The sequence below is a fragment of the Gammaproteobacteria bacterium genome (assembly GCA_021647245.1).
Taxonomy (GTDB): domain Bacteria; phylum Pseudomonadota; class Gammaproteobacteria; order RBG-16-57-12; family RBG-16-57-12; genus JAFLJP01.
The window spans coordinates 18,394-44,766 of the sequence record JAKIVC010000025.1; the positions used below are offsets into that span (position 1 = coordinate 18,394).

A 26,373-nucleotide genomic window follows, 5' to 3' on the forward strand; every position below is an offset into this window, starting at 1 on the left:
GGTTACTCCACCTTCTCAGGATAACCTAGCGCATCTAGGCAACGTGCCAAATCAGCACGATCGAGGTTATCACCACTAATAATAACCGTACCGGTGGTTGGCTCAACCTCAACCTCCATCACTTCATCTCGTGCCAGCAGCCCCGCGATGATGTTGTTGACACAGCTCTGACACTTCACATTTGCGACTGTTAATAGTTCTGCCATAATCTGTTACCCCACCACTGCAAAATAGAGCATGACCATATAAGCGACAAAGGAGGCCAATAAAACAGCGCCTTCAATACGATTAATCTGACCATCCTTGCCTTTAAATCCATACGCCATCAAGAACAGAGCCACGGTTAATATCGTCATGATAATAAAATCACGATTCATCACCTCCGGCGCCAACGCCGTCGGCATAATGATTCCCGGCAGCGCCAAAACAGCTAAAATATTGAACAAATTAGAGCCAATAATATTCCCAATCGCCATCTCATGCTCTTTTTTCAGTGCAGCAGACACTGTGGCTGCCAACTCTGGCAAGCTGGTACCGATAGCAATAATTGTCAGGCCAATGATCAAATCACTCACCCCAAAATAGCTAGCGACATTAACCGCCCCCCACACCAGCAGCTGTGAGCTTGCCATCAACAAAGCAAGGCCTAACAGCAGCCAGAAAAATGCTTTTTTTGTCGACATATCGGTCGGAATTTCGCCCTCAAACTCCGCCTCTAGAGGCTCCTTCCCTGCCTGCTGCTCTTGTCGAGCAAGACGAACCATCCACCACAACATCACAACCACACCGGAGAGCAAAATAAAGCCATCAACTCGGCTCAGCTGATTGTCGATCATCAACACGGCTGCCAGCGCAATCACCAAAAAAAGCAGCGGAAACTCACGTTTTAAGACTTTAGAGTGAACAACCATCGGCGCAACAATAGCGGTAATGCCCAAGACTAACGCGATATTGGCAATATTGGATCCCAGCGCATTGCCCACCCCCAACTCAGGGTTACCACCCCAGGCCGCCATACCAGATACCAACATTTCGGGTGCAGAAGTTCCAAACCCCAGAATGGTCATACCGATAATCAGTGGTGAAACACCATAGTTACGCGCCACCGCTGAGGCACCCAGAACAAAACGATCTGCGCTCCAGACGAGCACCACCAAACCCAATAAAATTGCAGCAGAAAATAACAACATAACCGAGAAAAACTCACTCCAAATAATTTAATGAGGCCTTTGTTTAAGTGGATATATACCCAAACAGCCCGAGCCGCGAATCATACCACAAGCTGAACTAAGCCAGTGCGTAATGAAGCGCCACACCCAAAAATATCACCAAGCCAAACCAATGGTTATTTTTAAATGCTTTCATACAGCCCGCCGCATCACGATAACGAATCAAATATTGCTGATAAACCATTAATAGAGCGCCTACACCTAAAGCCAGTTGATAATAGCCTCCCAGCGACAGCCGCTGCCCCACAAGAAACAGAATCAATATTACCAATGCCTGCAGTACACCAATAATGACTTTATCTGCCGTTCCGAAAAGAATCGCCGTGGAGCGCACCCCTATTTTTAGATCCTCTTTGCGATCCATCATTGCATACATGGTGTCGTAAGCGGTCGCCCAAACTACCGTTGCAGCCAATAACAGCCACGCCTCAGGTGGAACCGTATTGATTTCTGCAGCAAAAGCCATCGGCACGCCCCAACCAAAAGCCAGGCCAAGAAAAATCTGCGGCATATGGGTATAACGCTTCATGAAAGGGTAAATAGCGGCCAAGACAACGGCAACCAGTGATAACCAGAGGGTTAATGCATTAAGCAGCAATACACCGAGAAATGCCATAAATGCCAATCCGGCAGCCAGCAGGAGCGCCTCTTTCTTTGAGACCGCGCCGCTGGCAAGCGGGCGATTTTTAGTGCGCTCAACATGTGGATCAATCTTACGATCCGCATAATCATTAATGACACAGCCTGCCGAACGCATCAGAACCACGCCCACAATGAAAACAGCCAGATTCAGCCCACTAGGAACACCCTCTGCCGCCACCCACAGTGCCCACATGCAGGGCCAAAGCAGCAGATATATACCCACAGGACGATCCAGCCGCATCAATAAAAAGTAGTGCCGCCAACGCCCTTGCAATACCAGGTTCATCTCCCGCCTCCACTTACACCGCCCAGCAACTCAAACAGTGACGGTAGAAAATATTCACTCACTATTAAAGGCTTATCAGCCAGATAGAAAACCGAACGCCTCCCCCAAACAGGTTCATCACTCAAACCATCTTGCAACAAACTTCCCGGCAGCCTGGAGACCTGAATCCCAGCACGCCTCATCCCCTTACTGGAAAAGAGCAACGCCCCCAGAGGACGGCCGCCCAGATGGGCCAGACGGCGTGCGGGCCCCTGCAGAGTCGAAAAGGGGATAACGGTACGCGCGTAAACCAGCGGTCTCGACCCAGCACAGAGATAAACCTCGCGCACCCGTGCCTGCTCACCCCAGCGAATCGACAGTGATTTCGCCTCATCAAGGTGTGGCCGGTTGCGCTGCTCTTGCAGCAGCTGCACATTGAACTCGTCACCACATAAGCGAATCAAGCGACGGGTCAGCGAGCCACCATCAAGCAACCACGATCGCTGCTGTGGCATCGCCTGCCTCAAAAAACAGGTCCTCCCATCCCGCCAAGAGACGCCGCTATTCACCCCCACCACTGACACATCTCAACACACTCAACTAGAGAAAAAACCATCATACACGTCAAAACCCCATCAACCCAACCATCACATTGAAGCCTAACCCCATAAAAACTTACATCTTGACACAAGAAAACCCCTATGGCATAAAGCTAGTTGTTCGTAACAATAATTATAAAGGCGAACCTGTTAAACAACCCTTTCGGGGGAGGGCTCTCAAGTGGCAACTTGCCATTTATTTTGAACATAAAGCCCACAAACCATACCCTGTAATAAGGGGATTAAATTTCCGTTGGAGGAGAATTATAATGAAAGCTATCTGGTTAACCATTCCTGCTGTTGCTGCCCTACTTGTTGCGGGCACTGCCAGCGCCGATCTGGCCCTGGCCAAAAAGAACGGCTGCATGGCTTGTCACGCCATCGATAAAAAAGTAGTAGGTCCAGCCTGGAATGATATTGGTGCCAAATACAGCGCTGAAGCAGACGGCAGAGCAGTCGTACTGGCAAGCATCGTCGATGGCAGCCGTGGCAAATGGGGCAAAGTACCTATGCCACCACAAAAACGCGTTTCTGCAGAGAATGCAGAGAAGCTGACTGACTTTATTCTTACACTGAAATAAACCGCTCAGCGGCTATCGAAAAAGGCCGACAACGTCGGCCTTTTTTGTTGGCCCACCTCTACCAGCGAAAAATCATCCACGCCGGAATCATCACATCAGGGTCCAGCTCATTACGACGACTCTCCAGCTCCCCGTCCCCATCTGCATCTATCAAGTAATAGGGGTGACCCACTTTAGGGGTGATCTTAATCATGTAGAGTGAGCCATTCAGGCGGTACTCTTCAACCAGCCCCCGACCATCTTCGTGAATCGTCACTTTAGGCTCCAACGCCTGCTCTGCACTGTCAATGGCCTGCTGCTGAGCAGTCACATCCTGCGCCCACAATGGCGGCATACAAAACAGAAAAAACACAACCCCGTAGCACAGCCTCTTCATCGCTCTCCCCCTCTCCAATTCCCCATGATTATAAGCACTCCACCGAGAAGGGCGAACAAAAGATAGCCTCCAAGCGGAAAATAGTTATTAATTCAGGCATTATAGCTTGAATTGATGCCGCCACGGCAACCCACAACTACAGTGACAACCAACCCATGAAAAAAAACAACCCGTTTATTCTGGTCGACGGCTCCTCTTACCTGTTTCGCGCCTTTCACGCCATAAGAGACCTCAGCAATAGCCGGGGAGAACCAACCAATGCCGTTTATGGTGTCATCAACATGATTCGCAAACTGATCAGGGAGTATCAGCCAGAGCTGATGGCAGTGGTCTTTGATGCCAAAGGAAAAACCTTCCGCAACGACCTCTACCCGGATTACAAAGCCAATCGCCCACCGATGCCAGAAGATCTGCGCGTTCAGATTGAACCCATTCACAATATCATTCGCGCCATGGGCATCCCACTCATTGTCGTCGATGGCGTTGAAGCAGATGATGTCATCGGCACACTCTGCCAGCAGGCCAGTGAACAGCAGCAAGAGACCCTGGTCTCCACCGGAGACAAGGATATGGCACAACTGATCAATGAACATGTCACATTGATCAACACCATGACCGACACCCTGATGACACCGGAAGGTGTGGTTGAAAAGTTTGGCATTCCACCCGAAAAAATCATCGACTACCTGGCACTAATGGGTGACAGCGCTGATAACATCCCCGGTGTCCCCAAGTGTGGGCCAAAGACAGCCGTTAAGTGGCTTAATCAGTTCGGCTCTTTTGACGAAGTGCTGGCACAAGCGGATAAAGTGAAAGGCAAGGTGGGCGAAAACCTGCGCGCCAGCCTGAAGTTTCTCCCGCTCTCTTACGAACTCGCCACCATCAAACTAGATGTTGCGCTCACCTCATCACCCGAACAGCTCACGTTGCAGCCCCCCGATTATGAGACGTTAATCGCGCTCTTCAATGAGTTGGAGTTCAAAAACTGGCTGGGTGAAGCGATCAACCACTCGAAAAACGACAACCACTTGACTCCGAAAAATGAAGCCACGGATAATGCACCTAATGAGAGCCACTATGAAATCATACTTGAGCAGCCGCAGCTCGATAGCTGGCTGAAAAAATTAAATCAGGCTGAACTGTTCGCCTTTGATTGTGAAACCACTAGCCTCGATTACATGGAGGCCACCGTGGTCGGCGTCTCCTTTGCTGTTGAAGCCAATCATGCCGCCTACCTTCCACTGGCACATCGCTATCTAGATGCACCGCCACAGCTTGATAAAGCGAATGTACTGGCCCAACTTAAACCGCTTTTGGAAGACAACAACCATGCCAAGGTTGGACAAAACCTCAAATACGACATGAGCGTATTGGCTAACGAGGGGATCACCCTGCGCGGCATTCGCTTTGATACCATGCTGGAGTCTTACACGCTTAATAGCATCGCCAGCCGTCATGATATGGATACACTGGCACTCAAGCACCTTAGCCACAACACCCTTCATTTTGAGGAGATTGCTGGCAAAGGTAAAAACCAACTCACTTTCGATCAAATCGACATCGACACTGCCGGCCCCTATGCCGCAGAGGATGCCGATATTACGCTACGCCTGCATCAAGCACTCTGGCCACAGCTCCGCCAACTTGAAGGCCCAAAGAAAATATTTGAAACCATCGAAATACCGCTGGTGAGCGTACTCTCACGCATCGAGCGTAATGGCGTATTAATCGATGCCAAAATGTTACACAAACAGAGCCTGGCACTGGCAGAGCGTATTTTGACCCTTGAAAAGGAGAGCTTCCAAGTGGCAGGGGAAGCCTTCAACATGAACTCCCCCAAACAACTGCAAACTATCCTGTTTGAAAAGCTGGGGCTACCGGTCATCAGCAAAACCCCGAAGGGGCAGCCATCCACCGCAGAGTCCGTCCTTGTGGAGCTGGCGGAACAAGGGCATCAGCTACCACAGCTGATCACAGAGCACCGCAGCCTCAGTAAACTGAAGTCCACCTATACCGACAAACTACCACAACAGATTAATCAACGGAGTGGCCGCGTACATACCTCGTACCACCAAGCCGTTACCAGCACCGGTCGACTCTCTTCATCCAGCCCCAATCTACAGAATATTCCAGTACGCAGTGAACAGGGGCGGCACATACGACAAGCCTTTATTGCACCCGCTGGCTTTAAGCTACTGGCCGCCGATTACTCACAAATTGAACTGCGCATTATGGCCCACCTCTCCAATGACCAAGGGCTACTCGATGCCTTTACCCATGATATGGATGTGCACTCAGCAACCGCCGCTGAGGTTTTCGGTATCGAGCTCAACGATGTCAGCAAAGAGCAGCGCCGTCGCGCAAAAGCGATTAACTTTGGCCTGATTTATGGCATGTCAGCGTTTGGCCTCGCCAAACAACTCGATATCAGCCGCACACAAGCCCAGCAATATGTCGAACTCTACTTTGAACGCTACCCCGGCGTGAAACGCTATATGGATGAAATTAAAGAGCACGCCCGACAGCAGGGCTATGTGGAGACCGTCCTTGGCCGTCGCCTCTATCTTCCCGAAATCAATGCCCGCAATGGGCAGCGTCGCCAATATGCCGAGCGCACCGCCATTAACGCCCCCATGCAAGGTACCGCAGCAGACATCATCAAACTGGCAATGATCCAATGTGACCAGTGGTTACAACAGAACCCCCATCTAGGGCGAATGACGATGCAGGTACACGACGAGCTGGTCTTTGAGGTCAGGAATCAACACCTGACTGAAGCGAAAACAAAAATCATTGAATTGATGAGTTCAGTTGTAAAACTGAAAGTACCCCTCAAGATTGAGGCCGAAGCGGGTGATAATTGGGAACAGGCTCACTAATCACAGCAGAATGGTCGGATTTATAATGTAAAACCACATTTTTTAAGAAAACCGTGAACTAAACAGAAAACACCCAGTCGTACTACCCGTATGGCGAGTCACCGGGCCCTGGCAATCCTCCATCGGCAGGGCCCTATTAAGCGTCGCCCCCCTTACGGCGCTTAATAACTTTACCGGCTGCAGCCGCAGTCGGTAATTTCTTATTCTGAAGCTTCACTCGTAAAACCCAACCAAACATCCAGACATTGATGAACCTCATCAACCCCTTGACGTTTCAATGATGAAAAAAGCTGCACACTCACCGCATTATCGTAATGATCAACCGCTTTACGCACTGCCAGCAGCGCACTGCTTGCCGGCCCACGCTTCAGCTTGTCACTCTTAGTCAATAAAATATGGACCGGCATCGCAACCACCGCAGCCCAGTCCAAAAACTGCTGGTCAAACGTTGTCATCGGATGGCGAACATCCATCACCAGCACCAATCCGGCCAGGCATTCACGGGTTTGAAGATAGCGTTCCAGCAATTTTTGCCACTGGATCTTCATTTTTTCTGGCACTTTGGCATAACCATAACCGGGAAGATCCACCAAACGGCGCTTCTCATCAATCTCAAAAAAATTAATCAGCTGAGTGCGGCCAGGTGTTTTACTGATGCGAGCCAAGCCGCGAATATTGGTCAACGTGTTAATAGCGCTTGATTTGCCTGCATTAGAGCGCCCGGCAAATGCCACTTCGCGCCCATCTTCACTCGGCAACTGAGAAAGAGCAGCCACACTGATAACAAATTGGGCTCGATTATAGGCCGGATTCATGGTGTATTTCCTTGGTTAAAAAGAGGTAAGTTCTGTAAAACGGTTGACTCGGGACAATTAACTACAATAACCTTTCCTGTAACTATTTTCACAATAAAGACTCGGAATGACCAGATCCGGCCTCCGTGAATCTAACCTAATAGGGAAAAAACATTGCTTAGACATCGAGTAAAAGCGCTATTGATCACCTTGATATTAATAAGCCTTGCCCCTGTCATACATGCCGCTGGCAACCCGATAGCAGGCAAATTTAAAGCCATTTCATGCCAAATTTGTCATGGCAAGGATGGGCATAGCACCAATCCGCTCTATCCAAAGCTGGCAGGCCAACATGCCGCCTACATCGAAAAGCAGATGCATGACTTCAAAACCCAGAAACGAATTGATCCGGTCATGAACGAGATGGCCCCCTCAATGTCAGACCAGGACATTGCCGATATTGCCGCCTATTTTCAAAGCGTTAAATAGCACCACCACCATAATAATGATATAACTTTATAACCTTTAAGTAAGGAAGGATCACACACCATGACAAAAACCGTACTTGCCGCACTCGTTTTAATATTTGCCACCTGCACCACGGCTCAAGCTGCTGGCGATGCCGGCGCAGGCGAAGAGAAATCAATGGCCTGTCAAGGCTGCCACGGCGCTGATGGAAACAGTCCTGCGGGCATTTGGCCCTCCCTTGCCGGCCAGGCAGAAAAATACCTGGTCAAACAGATCGAAGATTTCAAATCAGGGGTGCGTAAAAATGACACCATGGAGTCGATGGTTGCTGAGTTAAGCCATCAAGATATTGCCGATATCAGCGCATACTTCGCCGCACAAAAAGCCACTGCCAGTGGCATCAATGATGATGAAGGCCTGATTACATTAGGCAAGAAGATCTACAAAGGTGGTAATCACGATAGCCGCCTGATGGCTTGTGCAGGCTGCCACGGCCCGGACGCCGAAGGTAACGGCCCGGCAAACTTCCCAAGACTGGGCGGACAACAGGCTGAATACCTGCTAATTCAGCTAGAAGCCTTCGCGAGCAGTGCCCGTACCAATGATATGAATGGAATGATGAAAAACATTGCCACACGTATGTCACAAAAAGAGATGGAAGCCGTTGCGGCCTATCTGGCGACACTCAGCCAATAATAAGCTAATCCATCAATTGTAAAAAAGGGCGGTTAATCCGCCCTTTTTTGGTTTTACATTAACGTTTTCCGGCCCCATACAGATAGTGAGAAAAGGTTGCCACATCCTTACTGACCCGCCTCAACAAGTGATCCAGGCTAACAATAGCATGCTCCAGTAGGTTTACCGCGATATAGGGGTGTTCAACCCGTAACCGCAAGTACATCGGGCGTGGCAAGCGCAGCAGTTGTGCCTCTGCAGAAACCGCACGCATGCGAACCGAGCGTGGTTGTCGGTCAAAAAATGACATCTCACCCATCAACTCCCCAAGCTGTATCCGCCCCACTTCCGTCTCTTTACCGTTGTTATCGTAATAGAGTGCAGCCTCTCCGTTTACCATAAAGTAGAGCGCCTCGCTGACCTCACCAATATCCGCAATAATCTCCCCACCCTTAACCTCAACCAGCTGCATATAATCGAGCAAAATACGCACCTCTTTGATGGTTAACGACTCACATAAATACTGTTGATTAAGAAAATGTGCCAAATCAATTTTCTCATCCATACTAAGTCCCCCGTTAATTTAATTCAATTAATAGTTATAACGCTTCTTCTCCACTTCTTCGATAACTTTTTTCGAATACTGCTCACGTAGAACACTTTACTCTGGCAACAAAAAACCTCGATACATAGAGATGAATACCCCCATAAAACATTCAGATTGATCTGAACTAGTCGGCGCGTTGTTAATCAAAGCATGACAATGGCTCTTTCGGTCAGCTCTCTGTTGCCTTTAGCCATCCATTTGGATACTCTGCAAAAAACAAATAACATATGGAGAATTTCATGCGGTTACTCAGCATCACCGTCATTAGCCTATTACTCGCCTTCTCTGGCAATAGCGCCCTTTCAGCTCCGTTTGAAGAGGATGTCGACTACGAGAAGCTGGAGCAACCCCAGCCAACAAAAAGCAAAAACAAAATTGAGGTGATCGAGTTTTTTTGGTACGGCTGCCCTCACTGCAACAACTTTGACCCCTATCTTCAGCGCTGGAAAAAAGGGTTAGCCAGTGATGTTGAGGTGATTCTAGTCCCTGCAATTTTTCGCCCTGAGTGGGAAATTCACGCACGCGCCTTCTACACCGCTCAAATGTTAAAAGTATTAGATAAACTGCATCCTGCTATGTTTAATGCGATTCATAATCGTGGTATCTCCCTTTCCAACGAAGCTCAGATCAAAGCACTTTTTCTTGACAATGGTGTTAAAGAGCGGGACTTCAAACGCATTTTTAATTCATTCGCCGTCGAAAGTAAGGTACGAAAAGCCAAAACACTGCACCTTAACTACGGTGTAAGGTCGGTACCCAACATGGTTATCAATGGTCAATATCGCACCAATGCCGGGCTCGCTGGAAATAATGTCAACGTATTGAAAGTGGCCGACTACTTGATTAACCAAGAACGCAAAAAATAGCTCGGCGAATGGAATCCATGAAAGCAGCTGAGCTATTCATTAAGTGCCTCGAAAATGAAGGTGTTGAATATATCTTTGGCATCCCAGGAGAAGAAAACCTGGATGTCATGGATGCCCTTCTCAATTCGAAAATCCAGTTCATCACCTGTCGACACGAGCAAGGGGCTGCCTTCATGGCAGATGTCTATGGGCGCTTAACCGGTCGCGCCGGAGTCTGCATGGCCACACTGGGGCCGGGGGCCACCAACCTGATTACCGGCGTTGCCGATGCCAATATGGATCACGCACCGGTGGTGGCCATCGCCGGCCAAGCCCCCACCTACCGGCTACACAAAGAGTCCCATCAGGTATTGGACCTGAATAAAATATTTCAGCCGATCACCAAATACTCCAGCCAGATCCTGGAAGCGGAAACCATCCCGGAGGTTGTACGCAAGGCATTCAAGCTTTCACAGGCTGAAAAAAGTGGCGCAACGTTTATTGAGTTCCCTGAAAACATTGCCAAACTGAACACCGATGCTCAACCACTTCAGTTCAAAACCCCCTCATCACCCGAACCGGCACTGAAACGAATAAATAGAGCGATAGAGATTATCTCCAATGCCAAAAATCCGATCATTCTGGCCGGAAATGGGGTTATTCGTGCCGATGCATCACTACAACTCGCGGCATTTGCCGAGCAGCTCAAGATCCCCGTGGCCAACACCTTTATGGCAAAAGGGGTTATTCCGTTCAAACACCCCATGGCGTTGGGCAGCGTAGGCCTTCAGGCGCAAGATCATGTACTGTTTGGCTTTACCCAGGCCGACCTGATCATCTGCATCGGTTATGACCTGGTGGAGTACCACCCCCATCTTTGGCACCCCAGCAACGACCGAATCATTATCCATATTGACGCAAGCCCGGCTGAGGTTGATGCCAACTACACCATCGAAGTGGGTGTCATCGGTGACATCAAGCTCAGCCTTGCGCGCATAGCAGAACAACTCACCCCTCGCGAAGGGCACCCACTGCGCCCCCTAAGAACGGCTCTTATCAACGAAATGAACCAACATGCCAAGGATGAGTGCATACCGCTTAAACCCCAAAAAATAATCTGGGATCTGCGTACCGCGCTGGCACTTCAAGACACCGTCATCTGTGATGTAGGCGCACATAAGATGTGGATGGCACGCATGTTCCGCTGCGAGAACCCAAACACCTGCATTATCTCCAATGGTTTCGCCAGCATGGGCATTGCGATACCCGGAGCAATCGCAGCAAAGCTCGCCCATCCTGATAAAAAAGTGGTTGCTGTCACCGGCGATGCTGGCTTCCTCATGAACTCTCAAGAGATCGAAACAGCGATGCGCCTGAGCATCTCCATGGTCATTCTAATCTGGAATGATGGCGCCTATGGGCTTATTGAGTGGAAGCAAATGACTCAGTTTGGCCGCACCTCCAATGTCCACTTTAGCAATCCGGACTTTGTTAAATATGCCGAAGCATTCGGTGCCAAAGGGTACCGGATTGAATCAGCCAAACAGTTAGTGCCTACATTAAAACGAGCACTTGCCGACAACACTGTCAGCATTATCGATTGCCCGGTCGATTACAGTGAAAACATTAAACTGACTGAGCAGTTGGGAGAGATGGTGAGTCCTTTCTAGCGTGAGAAACAGATACCATGCCAAATAATGAAGACCAAGCACTTCAATGGAAGAAAAAATATTTTTCTGCCCTGGAAAAACTGGAACAGACTGAGCAACAATCGGCCGACACAGAGACCCTGCTTCGCCGCAGTTTATCGCGCATCAGCCTCGCTCTTGATGGATTCGACAGCCAACTAGACAAGCAGCTTGACTCCCTGCGCAGTAGCATTCGCAGCGGCCGAAAGCCACTCTACATCGGCCAGCTCAGTGAGGAGATCAGCACACGCGGCCAAACAGTCAGTCAGCAGCAACAATCACAACCCAAAAACCCGCAACTACTGCTCTCATTACTGGAGAAACTGACACTCCCCAGCGCACTCCATAAGCAGCAAACAATACTCCGCAAAGAGCTTAGCCACAAGCACGCCAGCCAACAGATTGAGACACACATCGACGCGTTGGCACTGCTACTACGCGCCGCACAAAATGCGGAGCAAACCAGCACCGAAACTCAAAAAATAACACCGCCACAAGAAACCACTACCACCTCTGCGCCGAAAGAGCCTGAACCCGAGGGTGGCTTTTTATCCCGCCTGTTTACTAGCAGTGAAAAACAGCGCAAGGGCGATGTAAAGCCCCAAACAAATACCCAACCATTCAAGCAACTGCTTAGCGAAGTCTCCCTACCCAGTCCCTATGCTGAGCAACTGAATGAGATCAACGCAAAATTTAACAACTCGACTGATGAGGCAGATTTAAACCACTTGATAAGTAAACTGGCTGATTTGCTCAGCAAATTACCCGAGAATCGCGATCAGCCTGACGCTATCGAGGTGAAAGGGGCAGATTTGTCAGGCGAAACCGCTGAAGGGGTGCTTTTGCAGCTTCTGGATCGCATCACCTTGGTAGACCCCTACGCACAGGAGCTTGAAAAGCTACGTGAAACAATATTATCCACAGAGAAGGGCCAACTCGACTTCAGTCAAATTCTGGAGTCGCTCGCCAGTTTGATCAGCCATGCACAATCACTGAGCCAAAGCGAGAAACAGGCACTTGAGGGGTTTTTGCTCAACATCACCAACACCCTCGACCAGATCGACAGCAATATCAGAGGGGCACAGGGGCATCAAAATCAGCTCCGGCAGAGCAGTGAGAAGCTGGACAGCGCGGTTAAAACACAAGTAAGTGATATGCAAACATCCGTGCTCGAAATGAATGATCTTGCAGAGCTTAAGCAGTGTATTCAATCGCGGCTTAGCACCATCAACCAGCATCTGGACAGCTTCAAAAAAGAGAATAAAATACGCTATGAGCAGATGGAACACGCCATGGAGTCGATGGTAAACCAGGTAATAAAGGTTGAGTCAGAATCAAATAGCCTACAAAAAGCACTCGAAGAGCAGCGTAACAGAGCGACCAAAGACCCGCTGACAGGTGTCAATAACCGCCTAGCTTATGAAGAATTTATTCAGACTGAATATAGTCGTTGGCAGCGATTCCAGCACAGCCTCACCATGATTATTTGGGATATAGATCACTTCAAGCGTGTCAACGATGATTTTGGGCATCAAGCGGGGGACAAAGCACTGACAATCGTCGCCCAACTACTCAAAAATAGACTCCGCAAAGTCGACCACCTCGCTCGCTTTGGTGGTGAAGAGTTTGTCTCTCTACTACCCGAAACTGAGATAGAGCCCGCGCTCATGGTTGCCAATAAATTACGCGAAGCCATTGAGAAAACCGAGTTTCACTTTAACGATAAGCGAGTACGGCTCACCATCTCCTGCGGCCTGGCACAATTCCGTGAAGGAGACACCCCAGACACCGTGTTCCAGCGAGCGGATGCAGCACTCTACCAAGCCAAGGAAGCTGGGCGTAACTGCTGTAAAAAAGAGGGTGAAACAGATAAACCTGCACTAGGAGGCTGTCGGACTTAGGGTGAATCTACTGCGGAAAAGCCATTCAGGCCCATTTCTCCGATCATTTTCGTTGAATATGCTCAATATTCGCCTCAAACGATCAAAAAAATGGACTCAAAATGGCTTTCCCTCGCTACGATCACCTAAGCCCGACAGCCTCCTAGGCGGACACACCGATCGCCCTCGCCAAGAGGCAGAATAAGCACTTTATTGAGGCTTTTACACGGGAGGATGCACGGATAAAAAAGCTAAAACAGACCTGGTTTTATCTCTTCTTTCGTGCGCACACCTCTCATGCAAAGGTCTCTTATTCTAAACCCGGCCGAGAGAGGCTCATTTTAAGTTTCCCCATCTGATCAATAATCTGAACTCTTTTATAATCTTTCGCTGGCAGTACCAGCAACAAGCAGGGCCGTGTAACCACTTGAGCCATCATCATCCCTTGTAGCGGGCTATTCCAAGCCACTTGAATCGATAGCTGGCCATCGACTAAGGCGGTGATTTCAGTCAGTAGCGCCAATGAATAACCGGCACTGCTCTGTTGCCCCATACTGACCAATAACAGCCGTGAACCATCTGCCGCAAACTGCTGATAGAGTTTGCCGCTCTGCAGCCACTCAACACCCATCACAGAGCTGCCGCAGTGCGCTCCTTGCATCAGGGGTTTTACCTCAACTTGCGGTGGGAGCCGGTCACCGGCAACCACGGTAAAAGCCATCATGACAGTGATCACCACACCAAACAACTTAATCACTCAACCCGCCACCTTTTTAACACTTCTCTTTGCTCCATACTTTCACCTAGCAACCCTTTATTAGTGGCAGAGAGGCGCAACCCGATACCCACACTGAAGTTCACATTCGCCCTTGACCGGTCAACCTTCACAAACTCGATATCACCATAAAAGGGGTACCCGCCACAGCTTTCACCTCGATCGCAAATAGAGTCATCGTTATCGGCATCACTCCCCGCTAATATTTCATAGCTTCCCGGTTTAACACCCTCAAACTGATAGTGGTACTGGCCATCAACTGCCGTCACTGCGACAGAGTAACGACTTAAGCGACTATCCTGTTCAAATAGAGCCACATAGAGGTAACCGGCATCCGCCACCATTGTCGATGTTAAGCGCTGCACAGTGACCGGGAGGGTGTAGAGGCCGCCCTCAATATTGCTGGTAAAGGTAATCGTAGCACTGTAGTTAGCATCCTCAGCCAGCAGCGAGCGGTCGATAGTCGCCACATAGCGCCCCAACCCTTGTGTGTCAGTGGTACATCGCTGTGCCGAGTCTCGCTCACAATCAACCGTTAACCAGTGCTCACTACTGGCTGGCGAGCTGATGGTTGGCGAGCCGCCACCCAGGTTGCTCACATCAAATAGCCGCCACCCATCAACCAGGCCAAAATCAATACTGCTCGGATTGGAGTAGAGCAGTGGCTGTTGACTACCATCCACCGCCTCTTTCGCTTCTAACACCGCCTTATACGCATCAACCAATCCGTAGCCGAAAGTATCATCGCGGCCTGCACTACCCAAGTCAGTGGTCAGCCGCCCCGCTCGCAACCAAGCTTCAAAAATACTACTCGTCATGGCAGGGTAAAGGGTCTTCATCAACGCCGCCACACCCGCCACATGGGGAGAGGCCATTGATGTGCCTTGCAGATAGGCGTAATTATGAGCCACACTTCCCGCCACCACGTCACCCGCCACACTCAGAATGCCATCGGGTACGCCATCCCGGTTGAAGTCCGCATCGATATCGCCTCCTGGGGCCGCAATATCGATATAAGCGCCGTAGTTTGAATAGGAGGCTAACTGCTTATCCGCGCCCACCGCGCTCACGGAGATGACACCCGCCAGTGACGCTGGATACATCGGCATTGAACTCCCGTCATTACCTGCGGCGGCTATAACAACAATCCCCTGATCAATTGCCGCCGCGACGGCTGTAGCCACCGCTTCGCTTCGAGACGGGCCACCCAGGCTCATATTAATCACACTGGCCACGTCTCCGCCGGTTAACTGAACACCCGAATCATTAGGCAGTCCCGCCGCATAGTAGATTGCCTGGCTAATATCATATGATGTACCACCCAGTGACCCGAGCACTCTGAGCGCCATCAACTTAACTGGCCATGTGCCCGCCACACCAGCCACTCCTTGTCCATTATTGCTTTTGGCTGCAACCGTACCCGCAACATGAGCGCCATGAAAAACATAATAGGGATCACCGCCATGCTCATCAGTTGGATCCAAATCCAAGCCATCACCATCACCTGAGTTTTGTACGTCACTCACAAAATCATAACCCGAGGCAAGCTGCTGCCCTACCAGGTCAGGGTGGCCTGGCAAGGTGCCGCTATCAATCACCGCAACAATCGCCGAGTGGACCCCCGGCAGCAAATCCCAAGCACGATCAAGGCTAATTAACGGGTAGTGCCACTGCCGGTTGTAATACTCATCATCCACCGCCGCTGTAGGCTGATAAATGTAATTAGGCTCTACAAAGGCCAGCTGGGGATCTTTGGCCAACGCTTTAATCATGTAGAGTGTCTCTCGCTTGCGCTGCTGCACAGGCGTCAGAGCCCCAATACCGGTTGACTGGACACCTAAACGCTTTAACGAAGAGATCCGCGCACCCGGCTCTTTGGGCAGTCGCCACAACTGCATGCCACTTCCAGCTGCTTGTTGCTTCTCTAAACCATATTTATTCATCACCCTACGAGCATCAACACTCGCCTCTTTCAAGACAATAACTGCCTCACCCTCAACAAATTCACTGCTTGTGGAGAAGCTGCTCGTGCTGGCAGGCACGTTAACACCCAGATTCAACGTATAGTTAGAAGCACCGGCATATGCATACACATGAATGTAGTAATGACCAGTATCAGCAACCACCACTTGCTCGGTTGCCGTAACGCCTAGTGACTCTCCAACCATCTCTCCTTGGAGGTCGTAGACAATCAGATCCAAGTCATTATCAGAAGACCAATCAGAGGTCGTCAGCATGACCCGCTGACCCGCAATTAAATCGACCCGAAAAACATCATCCCGATCACCACTCAAAAATGAACGGCCATCTACACCCCTATTCGGAACATTCACATACCCCGCCAGATTCAGTGGATTGCCCACCCGCTGGGCAGTTGAAAAATGATTATTTTCCAAATAAAAAGCCTGTGGATTATTAACATCGCTATCAACCATGGAGCTATCTGCAGCGGTAATCACACCACTGATGCTATAGCGTTCATCACTTTCATCCTCATCCATACAGGCACTCAGCAGCAAGCTGCTCATAACAATGACCAGACAGCCCTTCAAACCAGAATCTACTATTTTATAAAGCAACATGAATACCCTGAAGTTTACCCGAACTATAAGTCATATCATTTTTTTCGGCAAAAAAAAGGCGACCCGCATTAGGCCGCCAAAACAAAGTATAGAAAAAAGCCAGGGATTCGGGCTTTCAACTGCAACCATCATAATCGATAGCGTGGCTACAATCGATGCGACCAATTGCCGCACTGGATTGAACACCTCGTCCCGTACTCCGAGCACTTCATAAGTCTGCAAAAAATCTCGCAAGAGATTAATTTGACAGTTAAATTCCTGAAAGGCTGCCCTATCAACAATGTCGCGTGATCGGGGAGATACTTCCTGTAAAATCAACAAGTAATAAGTTAGGAGGCTGTCGGACTTAGGTGATCGTAGCGAGGGAAAGCCATTTTGAGTCCATTTTTTTGATCGTTTGAGGCGAATATTGAGCATATTCAACGAAAATGATCGGAGAAATGGGCCTGAATGGCTTTTCCGCAGTAGATTCACCCTAAGTCCGACAGCCTCCACATCAACCCTCTTATATTGCCTAGTCAGCGATTCTGTGGCATTTCGCATCAAGGCATAGCTCGCAGGTAATGATTATTCCCTTGATAAGCGCTATAACGCCGAGGCGGAGTGCCACAGAAACGCCCGAAGGGTTGATGTACTAGGCTGCGCATAATTCATGAAGCATTAGCAACCTCTCTCCCCACTCTTCGTTCTTTTCAAACGCATACAATCACACTCCACTCAAAAAAAAGCCCTGCGGTTAGCCGCAGAGCCTCTCTTACATCTAGACGAAGGGGGGTGGGTTACATCATGCCGCCCATACCACCCATGCCGCCCATACCACCCATGCCACCCATATCAGGAGCACCGGCACCCGCTTCAGCAGGTTTGTCAGCGATCATCGCCTCCGTGGTAATCATCAGACCGGCAACTGATGCCGCATTTTGCAATGCAGTACGCGTTACCTTGGTTGGATCCAGAATACCCATCTCGATCATGTCACCATATTCACCAGTCGCCGCATTGAAGCCAAAGTTGCCTTCACCTTCAGCTACCTTGTTAATAATAACTGAGGACTCTTCACCTGCATTACTGGCGATTTGACGCAGTGGCTCTTCCAACGCACGGCGTACGATAGCGATACCAACATCCTGATCGTGGTTATCACCTTTCAGCTTTTTCAGCCCATCAACAACACGAACCAGTGCAACACCACCACCGGCAACAACACCTTCCTGTACCGCAGCACGTGTGGCGTGTAGTGCATCGTCGACACGATCTTTCTTCTCTTTCATTTCCATCTCGGTGGTAGCACCCACTTTGATAACAGCCACACCGCCTGCCAACTTGGCAATACGCTCTTGTAGCTTCTCTTTATCGTAGTCAGAGGTGGTATCTGCCAGCTGAGTACGAATTTGGGTAACCCGCGCCTCAATGGTTGCGGTCTCACCGGCACCATCAATCACAATCGTGGCATCTTTGGTGATTTGTACTTTTTTCGCGGTACCCAGATCTTCGATGGTCGCTTTCTCCAGAGTCAAGCCAACCTCTTCTGCTATCACAGTAGCGCCTGTCAGGGTCGCGATATCTTCCAGCATCGCCTTACGACGATCACCAAAACCAGGTGCCTTAACGGCTGCAACCTTAACAATACCGCGCATATTATTAACCACCAGTGTCGCCAGTGCTTCGCCTTCAACATCTTCGGCAATAATCAGCAGTGGACGACCCGCTTTGGCAACACCTTCCAGCACTGACAACAAGTCACGAATATTAGAGACTTTCTTGTCGTGAATCAGGATCAATGGATTATCCATCTCAACGCTCATGCTGTCCTGGTTATTGATGAAGTAAGGTGACAGATAACCACGGTCAAACTGCATACCTTCAACAACGTCCAGCTCATTATCCAGACCTGAGCCCTCTTCTACGGTGATAACACCTTCATTACCGACCTTATCCATCGCTTGTGCAATGATCTCACCGATTGAGCTATCAGAGTTTGCAGAGATAGTACCTACCTGGGCAATCGCCTTGCTATCTTCGCATGGTTTGGAAATGCTCTTCAGCTCAGCAACCGCTGCGATAACCGCCTTATCGACACCGCGCTTAAGATCCATTGGATTCATACCGGCTGCAACCGCTTTCATCCCTTCGGCCAAAATGCTCTGCGCCAGAACTGTCGCAGTAGTGGTACCGTCACCGGCTACATCATTTGTTTGTGATGCAACCTCTTTTACCATCTGTGCGCCCATATTTTCGAACTTATCTTCCAGCTCGATCTCTTTGGCAACAGAAACACCATCCTTAGTGATAGTCGGTGCACCGAAGCCACGCTCCAGTACTACGTTACGACCTTTAGGACCCAGCGTTACCTTTACGGCATCCGCTAAAATATTTACACCGTCAACCATGCGGCTGCGGGCATCAGAACCAAAACGTACGTCTTTAGCCATTGTTCTCTATTCCTTCAATGCTTGATCTATTTGAAACGTGAGTGGAGAGCGGCCATTAAGCCTCGATTACTGCGATAATATCGTCTTCGCGCATTACCAGCAGGGTCTCATCATCAACCTTAACTTCGGAGCCTGAAAACTTACCGAAATAGACAGAGTCACCAACTTTAACGCTCATTGCGCGAGTTTCGCCGTTTTCTAATGCTTTACCAGGACCGACAGCTACAATTTCGCCCTGAGAAGGTTTTTCAGTGGCACTACCTGGCAAGACGATGCCGCCTGCCGAGGTCAATTCTTCTTCTACACGACGAATTACAACGCGGTCATACAATGGACGAATGCTGCTCATTGTTGAGTTCTCCAAAAATAAAATTAAATGTTAATCAATTAATTATCGACATCAGCAAGAGGCTGGCATCGACTCAAAGCCCATAAGACTGATCGAGACTCTCGACTCTCGCGAGAGCAATAATAGGGGCACTCAAAAGGAATTCAAGGCAAAAGAAAATATTTTTTCAATCGTCGTCGCGGCGACGAAAGTCCCCTTCAATGGTTCTTCCCCCATCAGAGCGGGGTGAATCGTCAACATTACTCGCACCAAAGCTCCGAACAATAACACGCTGCATCAGCAGGCGAATCAGCCAACGGCGCAGTGGTGGCACCAGGCAGAAAAAACCGATGGCATCGGTAAAAAACCCCGGGGTCAAGAGCAGTGCGCCCGCAAGAAGTAGTAACACCCCTTCCATCATCGCCATCGCCGGTATCTGCCCCTGGGCCAACTCACTCTGCACCCGCTGAAAGGTCATAAACCCTTGATAGCGCAATAGCAAAGCACCTAATATGGCGGTCAAAATCACCAACAATATTGTCGGCATCACACCGATCAAGCCACCCACTGTAATCAGCAGGTAAATCTCCACGATCGGCACCACCAAAAATAACAAAAAAAGAGCTCTAAAAGGAGTCATCATACCTCACCCGGTGGCAAACACCCCGACAACAGGTTATCTTTAAATCTATGCATGGCAAGGAGTTAACATGTCCACGGAATATCAAATTGTGCTCAACACCTGCCCCGACTATGCAAGTGCAGAACGGCTCGCCAGCGAACTGATCGACCAAGGCATTGCTGCCTGTGTTAACATAGTACCAGAAGTCCGCTCATTTTACCGTTGGCAGGGGCAAGTTGAGTCGAGCCAAGAGATTCTACTATTAATAAAGAGCCACAAAACAGACTACCCATCAATTCAGAAGCTGATCCTTGAACAACACCCCTATGAACTTCCCGAGATCATCGCAGTCCCAATCACGCAAGGCCTTGAGGGTTACCTCGACTGGCTCAATAGCAGCAGGTCTTCAGATGATACGTAGCGACGACCCTCAAGGTTAAAGCAGCCTGACTGATGTAGAAAATATAACCCGAGCAGAGACAATGACCCTAATCAGATCACTCTTCGTCACCTTACTTTTACTCCTCAGTGTCGCCCCCTCAGCACAAGCAAGCCTGGGTGACACCTTTCGCGACCTGGGAACCACGCTGGGGCTCAACAGCAGTCAGCCCGAATTTCTCGACCCGGAAGATGCTTTTTTCTACAGCGCTGAGGTAATCGACAGTCATACCATCCGTGCCAACTTTGATATTGTTGATGAGTACTACCTCTACAAAGACAAGTTTGAGTTCACCATTGAAAGCAACGAAGAGATCACCATTACCAGCGCAGTGGGCAGTAAAGGCAAAGAGAAGGATGATGAGTTTTTTGGCCTGATGGAGGTCTACTACGGTAAGGCGAGCTTTACCATCAAGCTGGCGCACACACTCGAAAAAGAGACCCCTATTACCCTGATAGCCCGCTATCAGGGGTGTGCGGATGCGGGGCTCTGCTACCCACCCACCACCAGCCACATCGACATACGGCTACCCGCCAGCAGCGGCAGCCCTGCCGACACAACAGCCTCACCAACAGATGCCGCCCCCATGCTTTCAGAGCAGGATCAGCTTGCCGATGACTTGACCCATAAATCAGCCTGGCTCATCATCGCAACCTTCTTCGGCCTTGGCCTGTTATTGGCGTTTACGCCTTGTGTCTTCCCGATGATACCCATCCTCTCCAGCATCATTGTTGGGCAAGGGGAGCAGATCACTACGCGCCGCGCTTTTACCCTGTCACTGGTCTATGTGCTGGCCATGGCGTTAACCTACACAATTGCCGGCGTTTTCGCCGGAATGTTTGGTGAAAACCTGCAAATAATGCTGCAAAATGTCTGGGTACTCGGCACCTTCAGTATCGTCTTTGTGCTGCTCTCCCTGTCGATGTTTGGCTTCTACGAACTACAACTTCCCAGTGCCGTACAAAGCAAACTCTCCCAAATGAGCAACAGCCAACAAGGTGGCACCCTTGCAGGCACTGCCATCATGGGTTTTCTCTCGGCACTGATTGTTGGCCCCTGTGTCGCCCCCCCCTTGGCGGGCGCGTTAATTTATATCGGCCAATCAGGTGATGCCGTACTGGGTGGCATGGCGCTCTTTGCTCTGAGCATGGGCATGGGTTTGCCACTGCTGGCCATCGGCGCCTCAGCAGGCAAGTTACTCCCTCACGCGGGCAACTGGATGAATAGCATTAAAGCGGTGTTTGGCGTGATGCTGCTTGCGGTCGCCATCTGGATGCTGGAGCGCATCATTCCTGCTTCCATTACACTGGCGTTATGGTCAGTACTACTGATTGGCTCTTCCATCTATATGGGGGCGCTTGAACCGGTCGGCATTGATGGCACCGGCTGGAAAAAACTCTGGAAGGGTGTCGGACTCACCCTGCTGATCTACGGCTCGCTACTCTTGATCGGCGCTGCCAGTGGCGCAAAAGACCCGTTACAGCCGCTGCAGGGCATCAGTTTTGCAGCCACCTCATCCACACAACAGTCCAATAAACTGGAATTTAAAATCATCAAATCCGTAGATGAACTGCAACGAGAGACCGCCTTGGCCAAGGAAAATGGCCAACCCGTTATGCTCGATTTTTATGCCGACTGGTGTGTCTCCTGCAAAGAGATGGAGCGCTATACCTTTAGTGATCCACAGGTCATCGCCGCACTGAGCGGCTTTCGCCTGTTAAAAGCCGATGTCACCGCCAACAACGCTAATGACAAAGCGCTGCTGAAGCAGTTTGACCTCATCGGACCTCCCTCGATTATTTTTTATGATCAGAGCGGCCAAGAGCTGCGCCACCTGCGACTGGTAGGATTTATGGATGCCAGCTCATTTCGCCAACATGCCGAGCGGATCCGCTAAATAAAGCAAATAAAGCACGAACATCCCCTATCTGCATCGATCTCCCAGGTTTCGCATATTCCACATAGACATCCCGCCATGAATCATCGATAATATTAACCACCTGATCCACGCCGTACATGGCGAGCCAAAACTCAACAGACATAAGCGAAGTTCAAAATATTTATGGCAAAAATCCTGGTACTTAATGGTCCCAACCTGAATATGCTGGGTATTCGCGAACCTAAGCACTACGGTTGCGTGACGCTGGCCCAAATCCAGCAACAGCTAGAGCAGCGAGCCAAACAGCTCAATCTCTCACTGGATTTTTTTCAAAGCAATGCTGAACACTCGCTGGTAGAGCGTATTCATCAGGCGTTCCATGACGGCGTGGACTTTATCATCATCAACCCGGCAGCCTTTACCCATACCAGCATCGCCATCCGTGATGCGCTCGCGGCAACCGCCATATCCTTCATTGAGGTTCACCTCTCCAATGTGCATGCGCGAGAAGCATTTCGTCACCACTCATACCTTTCTGATCTCGCCATAGGCGTGATCTGTGGCCTGGGTGACCAAGGTTACGAATACGCCTTACAGGCTGCCAACCAACACCTCACAAACACAGGTTCATAAGATTATGGATATACGCAAAATAAAAAAACTCATTGAACTGCTTGAAGAGTCTGACATTGCTGAAATCGAAATCATCGAGGGCGAAGAGTCACTTCGCATCAGCCGTGGCACCACCCAGACCATTGTTCAAGCCGCGCCCGCTACCGCCCTGCCGCCCGCCACAACGGCCGCACCCGTAGTAGAAGCCCCGGCTGAGCCTGAAATTTCAGGCCATCAAGTAACATCACCCATGGTCGGCACCTTCTATCGCTCCTCATCTCCCGGCGCGAAACCGTTCGCCGAGGTAGGTCAATCTGTAAATGCCGGTGATACCATCTGCATCATTGAAGCGATGAAGCTGCTCAACCAGATCGAAGCGGACAAAGGCGGCATTATCAAAGCGATTCTTGTTGAAAATGGACAGCCTGTCGAATATGGACAGCCCATCTTCATTATCGAATAAAGATCAAGGAGCCTGAATAATCGGCACCTCACCAACTAACCGGGTCTATCCATGTTTGATAAAATAGTAATTGCTAACCGTGGCGAAATTGCACTTCGCATTCTTCGCGCCTGCCGTGAAATGGGCATCCAGACCGTTGCCGTTCACTCTGAAGCTGATCGCGACCTGAAACATGTTCGCATGGCAGATGAGTCCATCTGCATAGGCCCGGCCTCCTCGACCGACAGCTACCTCAAAGTACCCGCACTGATCAGCGCGGCTGAAATTACAGATGCCCAGGCCATTCACCCCGGCTATGGCTTTCTCTCTGAAAATGCCGACTTTGCTGAACGCGTTGAAGATAGTGGCTTCGTTTTCATCGGCCCAAAGGCTGAAACAATCCGCATCATGGGTGACAAAGTTGCCGCAATCAACTCAATGCTTAAAGCCGGTGTTCCCACCGTGCCTGGCTCGGGCGGCCCACTGGGCGAAAATGGGGATGAAAACTTACGCATCGCCAAAAAAATTGGCTATCCGGTCATCATCAAAGCAGCCGGTGGCGGCGGCGGGCGTGGTATGCGCGTAGTACATAGCGAATCTAACCTGCTTGACGCTATCTCACTGACCAAAACCGAAGCGGGCACCGTGTTTGGCAATGACATGGTCTACATGGAGAAGTTTTTAGAGAACCCGCGCCACATCGAATTCCAGATGCTTGCTGATACACATAGCAATGCGATCCACCTCTGCGAACGTGACTGCTCCATCCAACGCCGCCACCAAAAAGTGATCGAAGAAGCCCCCGCCCCCGGCATCAGTGACGAACAGCGTCAGCGCATCGGAGCACGTTGCGCCCAAGCCTGTATCGACATCGGCTACCGTGGCGCAGGCACCTTTGAATTTCTTTACGAAAACGGTGAGTTCTACTTCATTGAGATGAACACCCGCATTCAAGTTGAGCACCCCGTCAGTGAAATGATCACCGGTGTCGACCTTATAAAAGAGCAGATCCGCATTGCCGCAGGCGAACCACTCGCCTATCAGCAGAGTGACATTAAGATCAATGGCCATGCCATTGAGTGTCGCATTAATGCTGAAGACCCCGACAACTTCATACCCTCACCGGGAAAAATCACCGCTTACCACGCCCCCGGTGGCTTAGGCGTACGAGTAGACTCCCACATCTATGCGGGCTACACCGTCCCACCGCACTACGACTCCATGATCGGCAAACTGATCACCCATGGTGAAAACCGTGAAGTGGCCCTTGCGCGGATGCGCACCGCACTCAGTGAAATGGTTATCGAAGGGATTAAGTGCAACATCCCGCTGCAACAGAAAATATGCAGTGACAGCGGCTTCATGGTCGGTGGAACCAATATCCACTACCTGGAAAAAATGCTTGGCCTGTCAACACATGCCTAAGCCACTCCATGCCGCCTCGAAAAGCCATTATATTAAGGTTATCCAATGCCCTGGATGCAGCTAAAAATTGACACCAGCAACAACTTGGCCGAGCCCATTTCAGAAGCATTAGAAGAGCTGGAAGCCCTTGCAGTCACCCTCGAAGATCGAGCCGACCAGCCCATATTCGAGCCTGAACTTGGCACCACACCACTGTGGAAAGAGGTGTGCGTGGTCGGGCTATTCGATATCGACATCGCCGTTGACCCGTTAATCAACCAGTTGGAAAAGCGCTTTGGAGCACTACGCTGGAACAGCGAGCGACTTGAAGATCGAGACTGGGTACGAGAGTGCATGGAGAGCTTCGAGCCTATTCAATTTGGCCAGCACCTCTGGATCGTGCCCAGCTGGCACTCGGCACCTGACAAAAAAGGGATTAACCTGCACCTAGACCCCGGCCTCGCTTTTGGCACCGGCACACACCCCACAACAGCACTCTGTCTGGAGTGGCTGGATGCCAATCCACCCAAAAACAGCAGCATAATTGATTATGGCTGCGGCTCAGGCATACTCGGCATCGCCGCCCTAAAACTTGGAGGGCGTCACTGCACCGGCATCGACACCGACCCACAAGCACTCGAAGCAAGCCAAAGTAATGCCGAAAAAAACAGTGTTTCCAATCAACTAAAACTCAACCTGCCTAATCAGGTTGAGATTGAAGCAGCCGACTTACTCCTGGCCAACATCCTCGCTAACCCTCTCATCGACCTAGCGCATAAGCTTGCTGGATTAACAAAGCAGGGAGGAGTCATTGTACTATCAGGCATTCTAGCGGAGCAGGCACAACGGGTGAGCGATGCCTACACCCCCTATTTCGAAATGGCAAAACCCGTACAACAAGAAGATTGGATTCGCCTAGAAGGTATACGCAAGTAGGCCGCAAAACCAAAAACCGGAGTACTTAATGTTCACCCGCTGCCCACACTGCAAAACAACCTATCGGGTTCACCCCGAGCAGCTCAGTACTGCCAAGGGTTTTGTGCGCTGCGGCAAGTGTGATGGTGTCTTCCAATCACTCGACCACCTGTTCGAAACAACACCCCCTTCTCACCCTGAAGTCGCCACGCATGAAGTAGACCCATCAACGATCGAAGATATCCAACAAACAGCAACAACCGACGGCCAAGCTACACACCCCATAGCGCCGCAGGAGCCGCAGGAGCCGCAGGAGCCGCAGGAGCCGCAGGAGCCGCAGGAGCCGCAGGAGCCGCAGGAGCCGCAGGAGCCGCAGGAGCCGCAGGAGCCGCAGGAGCCGCAGGAGCCGCAGGAG

Annotated in this window: 26 protein-coding genes; 14 read left to right on the top strand and 12 right to left on the bottom strand. The window is 50.3% G+C overall.

The features are described from left to right. Window positions 1–2: 2 nt before the first annotated feature. From L3J94_08585 to L3J94_08600, 4 genes are all read right to left on the bottom strand, one after another. The gene (locus L3J94_08585; GenBank protein ID MCF6218795.1) at window positions 3–206 is read right to left on the bottom strand and encodes a heavy-metal-associated domain-containing protein; all 204 of its coding nucleotides are present in this window, start codon (window positions 204–206) and stop codon (window positions 3–5) included. Window positions 207–212: 6 nt separating this feature from the next. Continuing rightward, window positions 213–1,190, bottom strand: coding sequence for a calcium/sodium antiporter (locus L3J94_08590; GenBank protein ID MCF6218796.1), 978 nt, complete (start codon window positions 1,188–1,190; stop codon window positions 213–215). Window positions 1,191–1,287: 97 nt separating this feature from the next. After that, complete coding sequence (ubiA, locus tag L3J94_08595) at window positions 1,288–2,157, bottom strand: 4-hydroxybenzoate octaprenyltransferase (GenBank protein MCF6218797.1); 870 nt, start codon at window positions 2,155–2,157, stop codon at window positions 1,288–1,290. Next, window positions 2,154–2,651: a chorismate lyase gene (locus L3J94_08600; protein ID MCF6218798.1), complete on the bottom strand. Its 498-nt coding sequence runs from the start codon at window positions 2,649–2,651 to the stop codon at window positions 2,154–2,156. The genes ubiA and L3J94_08600 overlap by 4 nt, the downstream gene beginning before the upstream one ends. A 353-nt stretch (window positions 2,652–3,004) precedes the next feature. On the opposite strand from L3J94_08600, the gene L3J94_08605 reads away from it, so the two are divergent. Next, on the top strand, window positions 3,005–3,316 hold the full coding sequence (locus tag L3J94_08605; GenBank protein ID MCF6218799.1) for a c-type cytochrome: 312 nt from the start codon (window positions 3,005–3,007) through the stop codon (window positions 3,314–3,316). Between the two features lie 58 nt (window positions 3,317–3,374). Here the strand turns inward: L3J94_08605 and L3J94_08610 are convergent, their stop codons facing one another. Further along, complete coding sequence (locus L3J94_08610) at window positions 3,375–3,692, bottom strand: DUF2782 domain-containing protein (GenBank protein MCF6218800.1); 318 nt, start codon at window positions 3,690–3,692, stop codon at window positions 3,375–3,377. A gap of 155 nt (window positions 3,693–3,847) precedes the next feature. Between L3J94_08610 and polA the strand changes: the two genes are divergently transcribed. Then, window positions 3,848–6,571 carry a DNA polymerase I gene (gene polA / locus L3J94_08615; protein MCF6218801.1) on the top strand — a complete coding sequence of 908 codons (2,724 nt, stop codon included), beginning with the start codon at window positions 3,848–3,850 and terminating at the stop codon, window positions 6,569–6,571. A gap of 200 nt (window positions 6,572–6,771) precedes the next feature. Here polA and yihA read toward each other — a convergent pair whose 3' ends face one another. Next, window positions 6,772–7,386 (bottom strand): ribosome biogenesis GTP-binding protein YihA/YsxC, encoded by a 615-nt coding sequence (gene yihA / locus L3J94_08620; protein MCF6218802.1) that lies wholly within the window; start codon window positions 7,384–7,386, stop codon window positions 6,772–6,774. A gap of 153 nt (window positions 7,387–7,539) precedes the next feature. On the opposite strand from yihA, the gene L3J94_08625 reads away from it, so the two are divergent. Beyond that, window positions 7,540–7,854 carry a cytochrome c gene (locus tag L3J94_08625; GenBank protein MCF6218803.1) on the top strand — a complete coding sequence of 105 codons (315 nt, stop codon included), beginning with the start codon at window positions 7,540–7,542 and terminating at the stop codon, window positions 7,852–7,854. 60 nt (window positions 7,855–7,914) lie between these two features. Continuing rightward, window positions 7,915–8,529, top strand: a complete 615-nt coding sequence (locus L3J94_08630; protein MCF6218804.1) for a cytochrome c4 — start codon at window positions 7,915–7,917, stop codon at window positions 8,527–8,529. A gap of 58 nt (window positions 8,530–8,587) precedes the next feature. On the opposite strand, the gene L3J94_08635 is transcribed toward L3J94_08630, so the two are convergent. Then, window positions 8,588–9,073: a cyclic nucleotide-binding domain-containing protein gene (locus tag L3J94_08635; protein ID MCF6218805.1), complete on the bottom strand. Its 486-nt coding sequence runs from the start codon at window positions 9,071–9,073 to the stop codon at window positions 8,588–8,590. Between the two features lie 281 nt (window positions 9,074–9,354). On the opposite strand from L3J94_08635, the gene L3J94_08640 reads away from it, so the two are divergent. Genes L3J94_08640 through L3J94_08650 form a run of 3 tightly spaced genes read left to right on the top strand, consistent with a single transcriptional unit; the run spans window position 9,355 to window position 13,549 of the window. Beyond that, window positions 9,355–9,981, top strand: a complete 627-nt coding sequence (locus L3J94_08640; protein ID MCF6218806.1) for a thiol:disulfide interchange protein DsbA/DsbL — start codon at window positions 9,355–9,357, stop codon at window positions 9,979–9,981. A 17-nt stretch (window positions 9,982–9,998) separates the two neighbouring features. Continuing rightward, the gene (locus L3J94_08645) at window positions 9,999–11,630 is read left to right on the top strand and encodes an acetolactate synthase large subunit (protein ID MCF6218807.1); all 1,632 of its coding nucleotides are present in this window, start codon (window positions 9,999–10,001) and stop codon (window positions 11,628–11,630) included. Window positions 11,631–11,647: 17 nt separating this feature from the next. Next, window positions 11,648–13,549: a diguanylate cyclase gene (locus L3J94_08650; GenBank protein MCF6218808.1), complete on the top strand. Its 1,902-nt coding sequence runs from the start codon at window positions 11,648–11,650 to the stop codon at window positions 13,547–13,549. Window positions 13,550–13,838: 289 nt separating this feature from the next. Here the strand turns inward: L3J94_08650 and L3J94_08655 are convergent, their stop codons facing one another. From L3J94_08655 to L3J94_08675, 5 genes are all read right to left on the bottom strand, one after another. Next, on the bottom strand, window positions 13,839–14,285 hold the full coding sequence (locus L3J94_08655; GenBank protein ID MCF6218809.1) for a protease complex subunit PrcB family protein: 447 nt from the start codon (window positions 14,283–14,285) through the stop codon (window positions 13,839–13,841). Further along, a complete protein-coding gene (locus L3J94_08660) occupies window positions 14,282–16,885 on the bottom strand; it encodes a S8 family serine peptidase (GenBank protein MCF6218810.1) in 2,604 nt (867 codons plus the stop codon). Before L3J94_08660 ends, L3J94_08655 begins: the two co-directional genes overlap by 4 nt. A 779-nt stretch (window positions 16,886–17,664) precedes the next feature. Continuing rightward, window positions 17,665–19,317 (bottom strand): chaperonin GroEL, encoded by a 1,653-nt coding sequence (gene groL / locus L3J94_08665; GenBank protein ID MCF6218811.1) that lies wholly within the window; start codon window positions 19,315–19,317, stop codon window positions 17,665–17,667. Between the two features lie 55 nt (window positions 19,318–19,372). Beyond that, a complete protein-coding gene (locus tag L3J94_08670) occupies window positions 19,373–19,666 on the bottom strand; it encodes a co-chaperone GroES (protein MCF6218812.1) in 294 nt (97 codons plus the stop codon). Window positions 19,667–19,832: 166 nt separating this feature from the next. After that, on the bottom strand, window positions 19,833–20,237 hold the full coding sequence (locus tag L3J94_08675; GenBank protein MCF6218813.1) for an FxsA family protein: 405 nt from the start codon (window positions 20,235–20,237) through the stop codon (window positions 19,833–19,835). A gap of 118 nt (window positions 20,238–20,355) precedes the next feature. Between L3J94_08675 and L3J94_08680 the strand changes: the two genes are divergently transcribed. The 7 genes from L3J94_08680 to L3J94_08710 form a co-directional block, all read left to right on the top strand. Then, window positions 20,356–20,688: a divalent-cation tolerance protein CutA gene (locus L3J94_08680; GenBank protein ID MCF6218814.1), complete on the top strand. Its 333-nt coding sequence runs from the start codon at window positions 20,356–20,358 to the stop codon at window positions 20,686–20,688. Window positions 20,689–20,749: 61 nt separating this feature from the next. Continuing rightward, entirely contained in the window at window positions 20,750–22,603 is a 1,854-nt protein-coding gene (locus tag L3J94_08685; GenBank protein MCF6218815.1) for a protein-disulfide reductase DsbD, read from the top strand. Between the two features lie 165 nt (window positions 22,604–22,768). Continuing rightward, window positions 22,769–23,218 carry a type II 3-dehydroquinate dehydratase gene (gene aroQ, locus L3J94_08690; protein ID MCF6218816.1) on the top strand — a complete coding sequence of 150 codons (450 nt, stop codon included), beginning with the start codon at window positions 22,769–22,771 and terminating at the stop codon, window positions 23,216–23,218. A 4-nt stretch (window positions 23,219–23,222) separates the two neighbouring features. After that, a complete protein-coding gene (accB, locus tag L3J94_08695; protein ID MCF6218817.1) occupies window positions 23,223–23,660 on the top strand; it encodes an acetyl-CoA carboxylase biotin carboxyl carrier protein in 438 nt (145 codons plus the stop codon). A gap of 51 nt (window positions 23,661–23,711) precedes the next feature. Continuing rightward, complete coding sequence (gene accC / locus L3J94_08700) at window positions 23,712–25,064, top strand: acetyl-CoA carboxylase biotin carboxylase subunit (GenBank protein MCF6218818.1); 1,353 nt, start codon at window positions 23,712–23,714, stop codon at window positions 25,062–25,064. Window positions 25,065–25,109: 45 nt separating this feature from the next. After that, window positions 25,110–25,979 (top strand): 50S ribosomal protein L11 methyltransferase, encoded by an 870-nt coding sequence (gene prmA / locus L3J94_08705; protein ID MCF6218819.1) that lies wholly within the window; start codon window positions 25,110–25,112, stop codon window positions 25,977–25,979. Window positions 25,980–26,007: 28 nt separating this feature from the next. Further along, window positions 26,008–26,373 (top strand): zinc-ribbon domain-containing protein (locus L3J94_08710; protein ID MCF6218820.1); only part of this gene is annotated, 366 nt, incomplete at its 3' end.

Bases quoted from the DNA above. Each gene is read 5' to 3' on its own strand.
- L3J94_08585 (MCF6218795.1), bottom strand. From the start codon at position 206: ATGGCAGAACTATTAACAGTCGCAAATGTGAAGTGTCAGAGCTGTGTC.
- L3J94_08590 (MCF6218796.1), bottom strand. From the start codon at position 1,190: ATGTTGTTATTTTCTGCTGCAATTTTATTGGGTTTGGTGGTGCTCGTC.
- ubiA (MCF6218797.1), bottom strand. From the start codon at position 2,157: ATGAACCTGGTATTGCAAGGGCGTTGGCGGCACTACTTTTTATTGATG.
- L3J94_08600 (MCF6218798.1), bottom strand. From the start codon at position 2,651: ATGCCACAGCAGCGATCGTGGTTGCTTGATGGTGGCTCGCTGACCCGT.
- L3J94_08605 (MCF6218799.1), top strand. From the start codon at position 3,005: ATGAAAGCTATCTGGTTAACCATTCCTGCTGTTGCTGCCCTACTTGTT.
- L3J94_08610 (MCF6218800.1), bottom strand. From the start codon at position 3,692: ATGAAGAGGCTGTGCTACGGGGTTGTGTTTTTTCTGTTTTGTATGCCG.
- polA (MCF6218801.1), top strand. From the start codon at position 3,848: ATGAAAAAAAACAACCCGTTTATTCTGGTCGACGGCTCCTCTTACCTG.
- yihA (MCF6218802.1), bottom strand. From the start codon at position 7,386: ATGAATCCGGCCTATAATCGAGCCCAATTTGTTATCAGTGTGGCTGCT.
- L3J94_08630 (MCF6218804.1), top strand. From the start codon at position 7,915: ATGACAAAAACCGTACTTGCCGCACTCGTTTTAATATTTGCCACCTGC.
- L3J94_08635 (MCF6218805.1), bottom strand. From the start codon at position 9,073: ATGGATGAGAAAATTGATTTGGCACATTTTCTTAATCAACAGTATTTA.
- L3J94_08640 (MCF6218806.1), top strand. From the start codon at position 9,355: ATGCGGTTACTCAGCATCACCGTCATTAGCCTATTACTCGCCTTCTCT.
- L3J94_08645 (MCF6218807.1), top strand. From the start codon at position 9,999: ATGAAAGCAGCTGAGCTATTCATTAAGTGCCTCGAAAATGAAGGTGTT.
- L3J94_08650 (MCF6218808.1), top strand. From the start codon at position 11,648: ATGCCAAATAATGAAGACCAAGCACTTCAATGGAAGAAAAAATATTTT.
- L3J94_08660 (MCF6218810.1), bottom strand. From the start codon at position 16,885: ATGTTGCTTTATAAAATAGTAGATTCTGGTTTGAAGGGCTGTCTGGTC.
- groL (MCF6218811.1), bottom strand. From the start codon at position 19,317: ATGGCTAAAGACGTACGTTTTGGTTCTGATGCCCGCAGCCGCATGGTT.
- L3J94_08670 (MCF6218812.1), bottom strand. From the start codon at position 19,666: ATGAGCAGCATTCGTCCATTGTATGACCGCGTTGTAATTCGTCGTGTA.
- L3J94_08680 (MCF6218814.1), top strand. From the start codon at position 20,356: ATGTCCACGGAATATCAAATTGTGCTCAACACCTGCCCCGACTATGCA.
- L3J94_08685 (MCF6218815.1), top strand. From the start codon at position 20,750: ATGACCCTAATCAGATCACTCTTCGTCACCTTACTTTTACTCCTCAGT.
- aroQ (MCF6218816.1), top strand. From the start codon at position 22,769: ATGGCAAAAATCCTGGTACTTAATGGTCCCAACCTGAATATGCTGGGT.
- accB (MCF6218817.1), top strand. From the start codon at position 23,223: ATGGATATACGCAAAATAAAAAAACTCATTGAACTGCTTGAAGAGTCT.
- accC (MCF6218818.1), top strand. From the start codon at position 23,712: ATGTTTGATAAAATAGTAATTGCTAACCGTGGCGAAATTGCACTTCGC.
- prmA (MCF6218819.1), top strand. From the start codon at position 25,110: ATGCCCTGGATGCAGCTAAAAATTGACACCAGCAACAACTTGGCCGAG.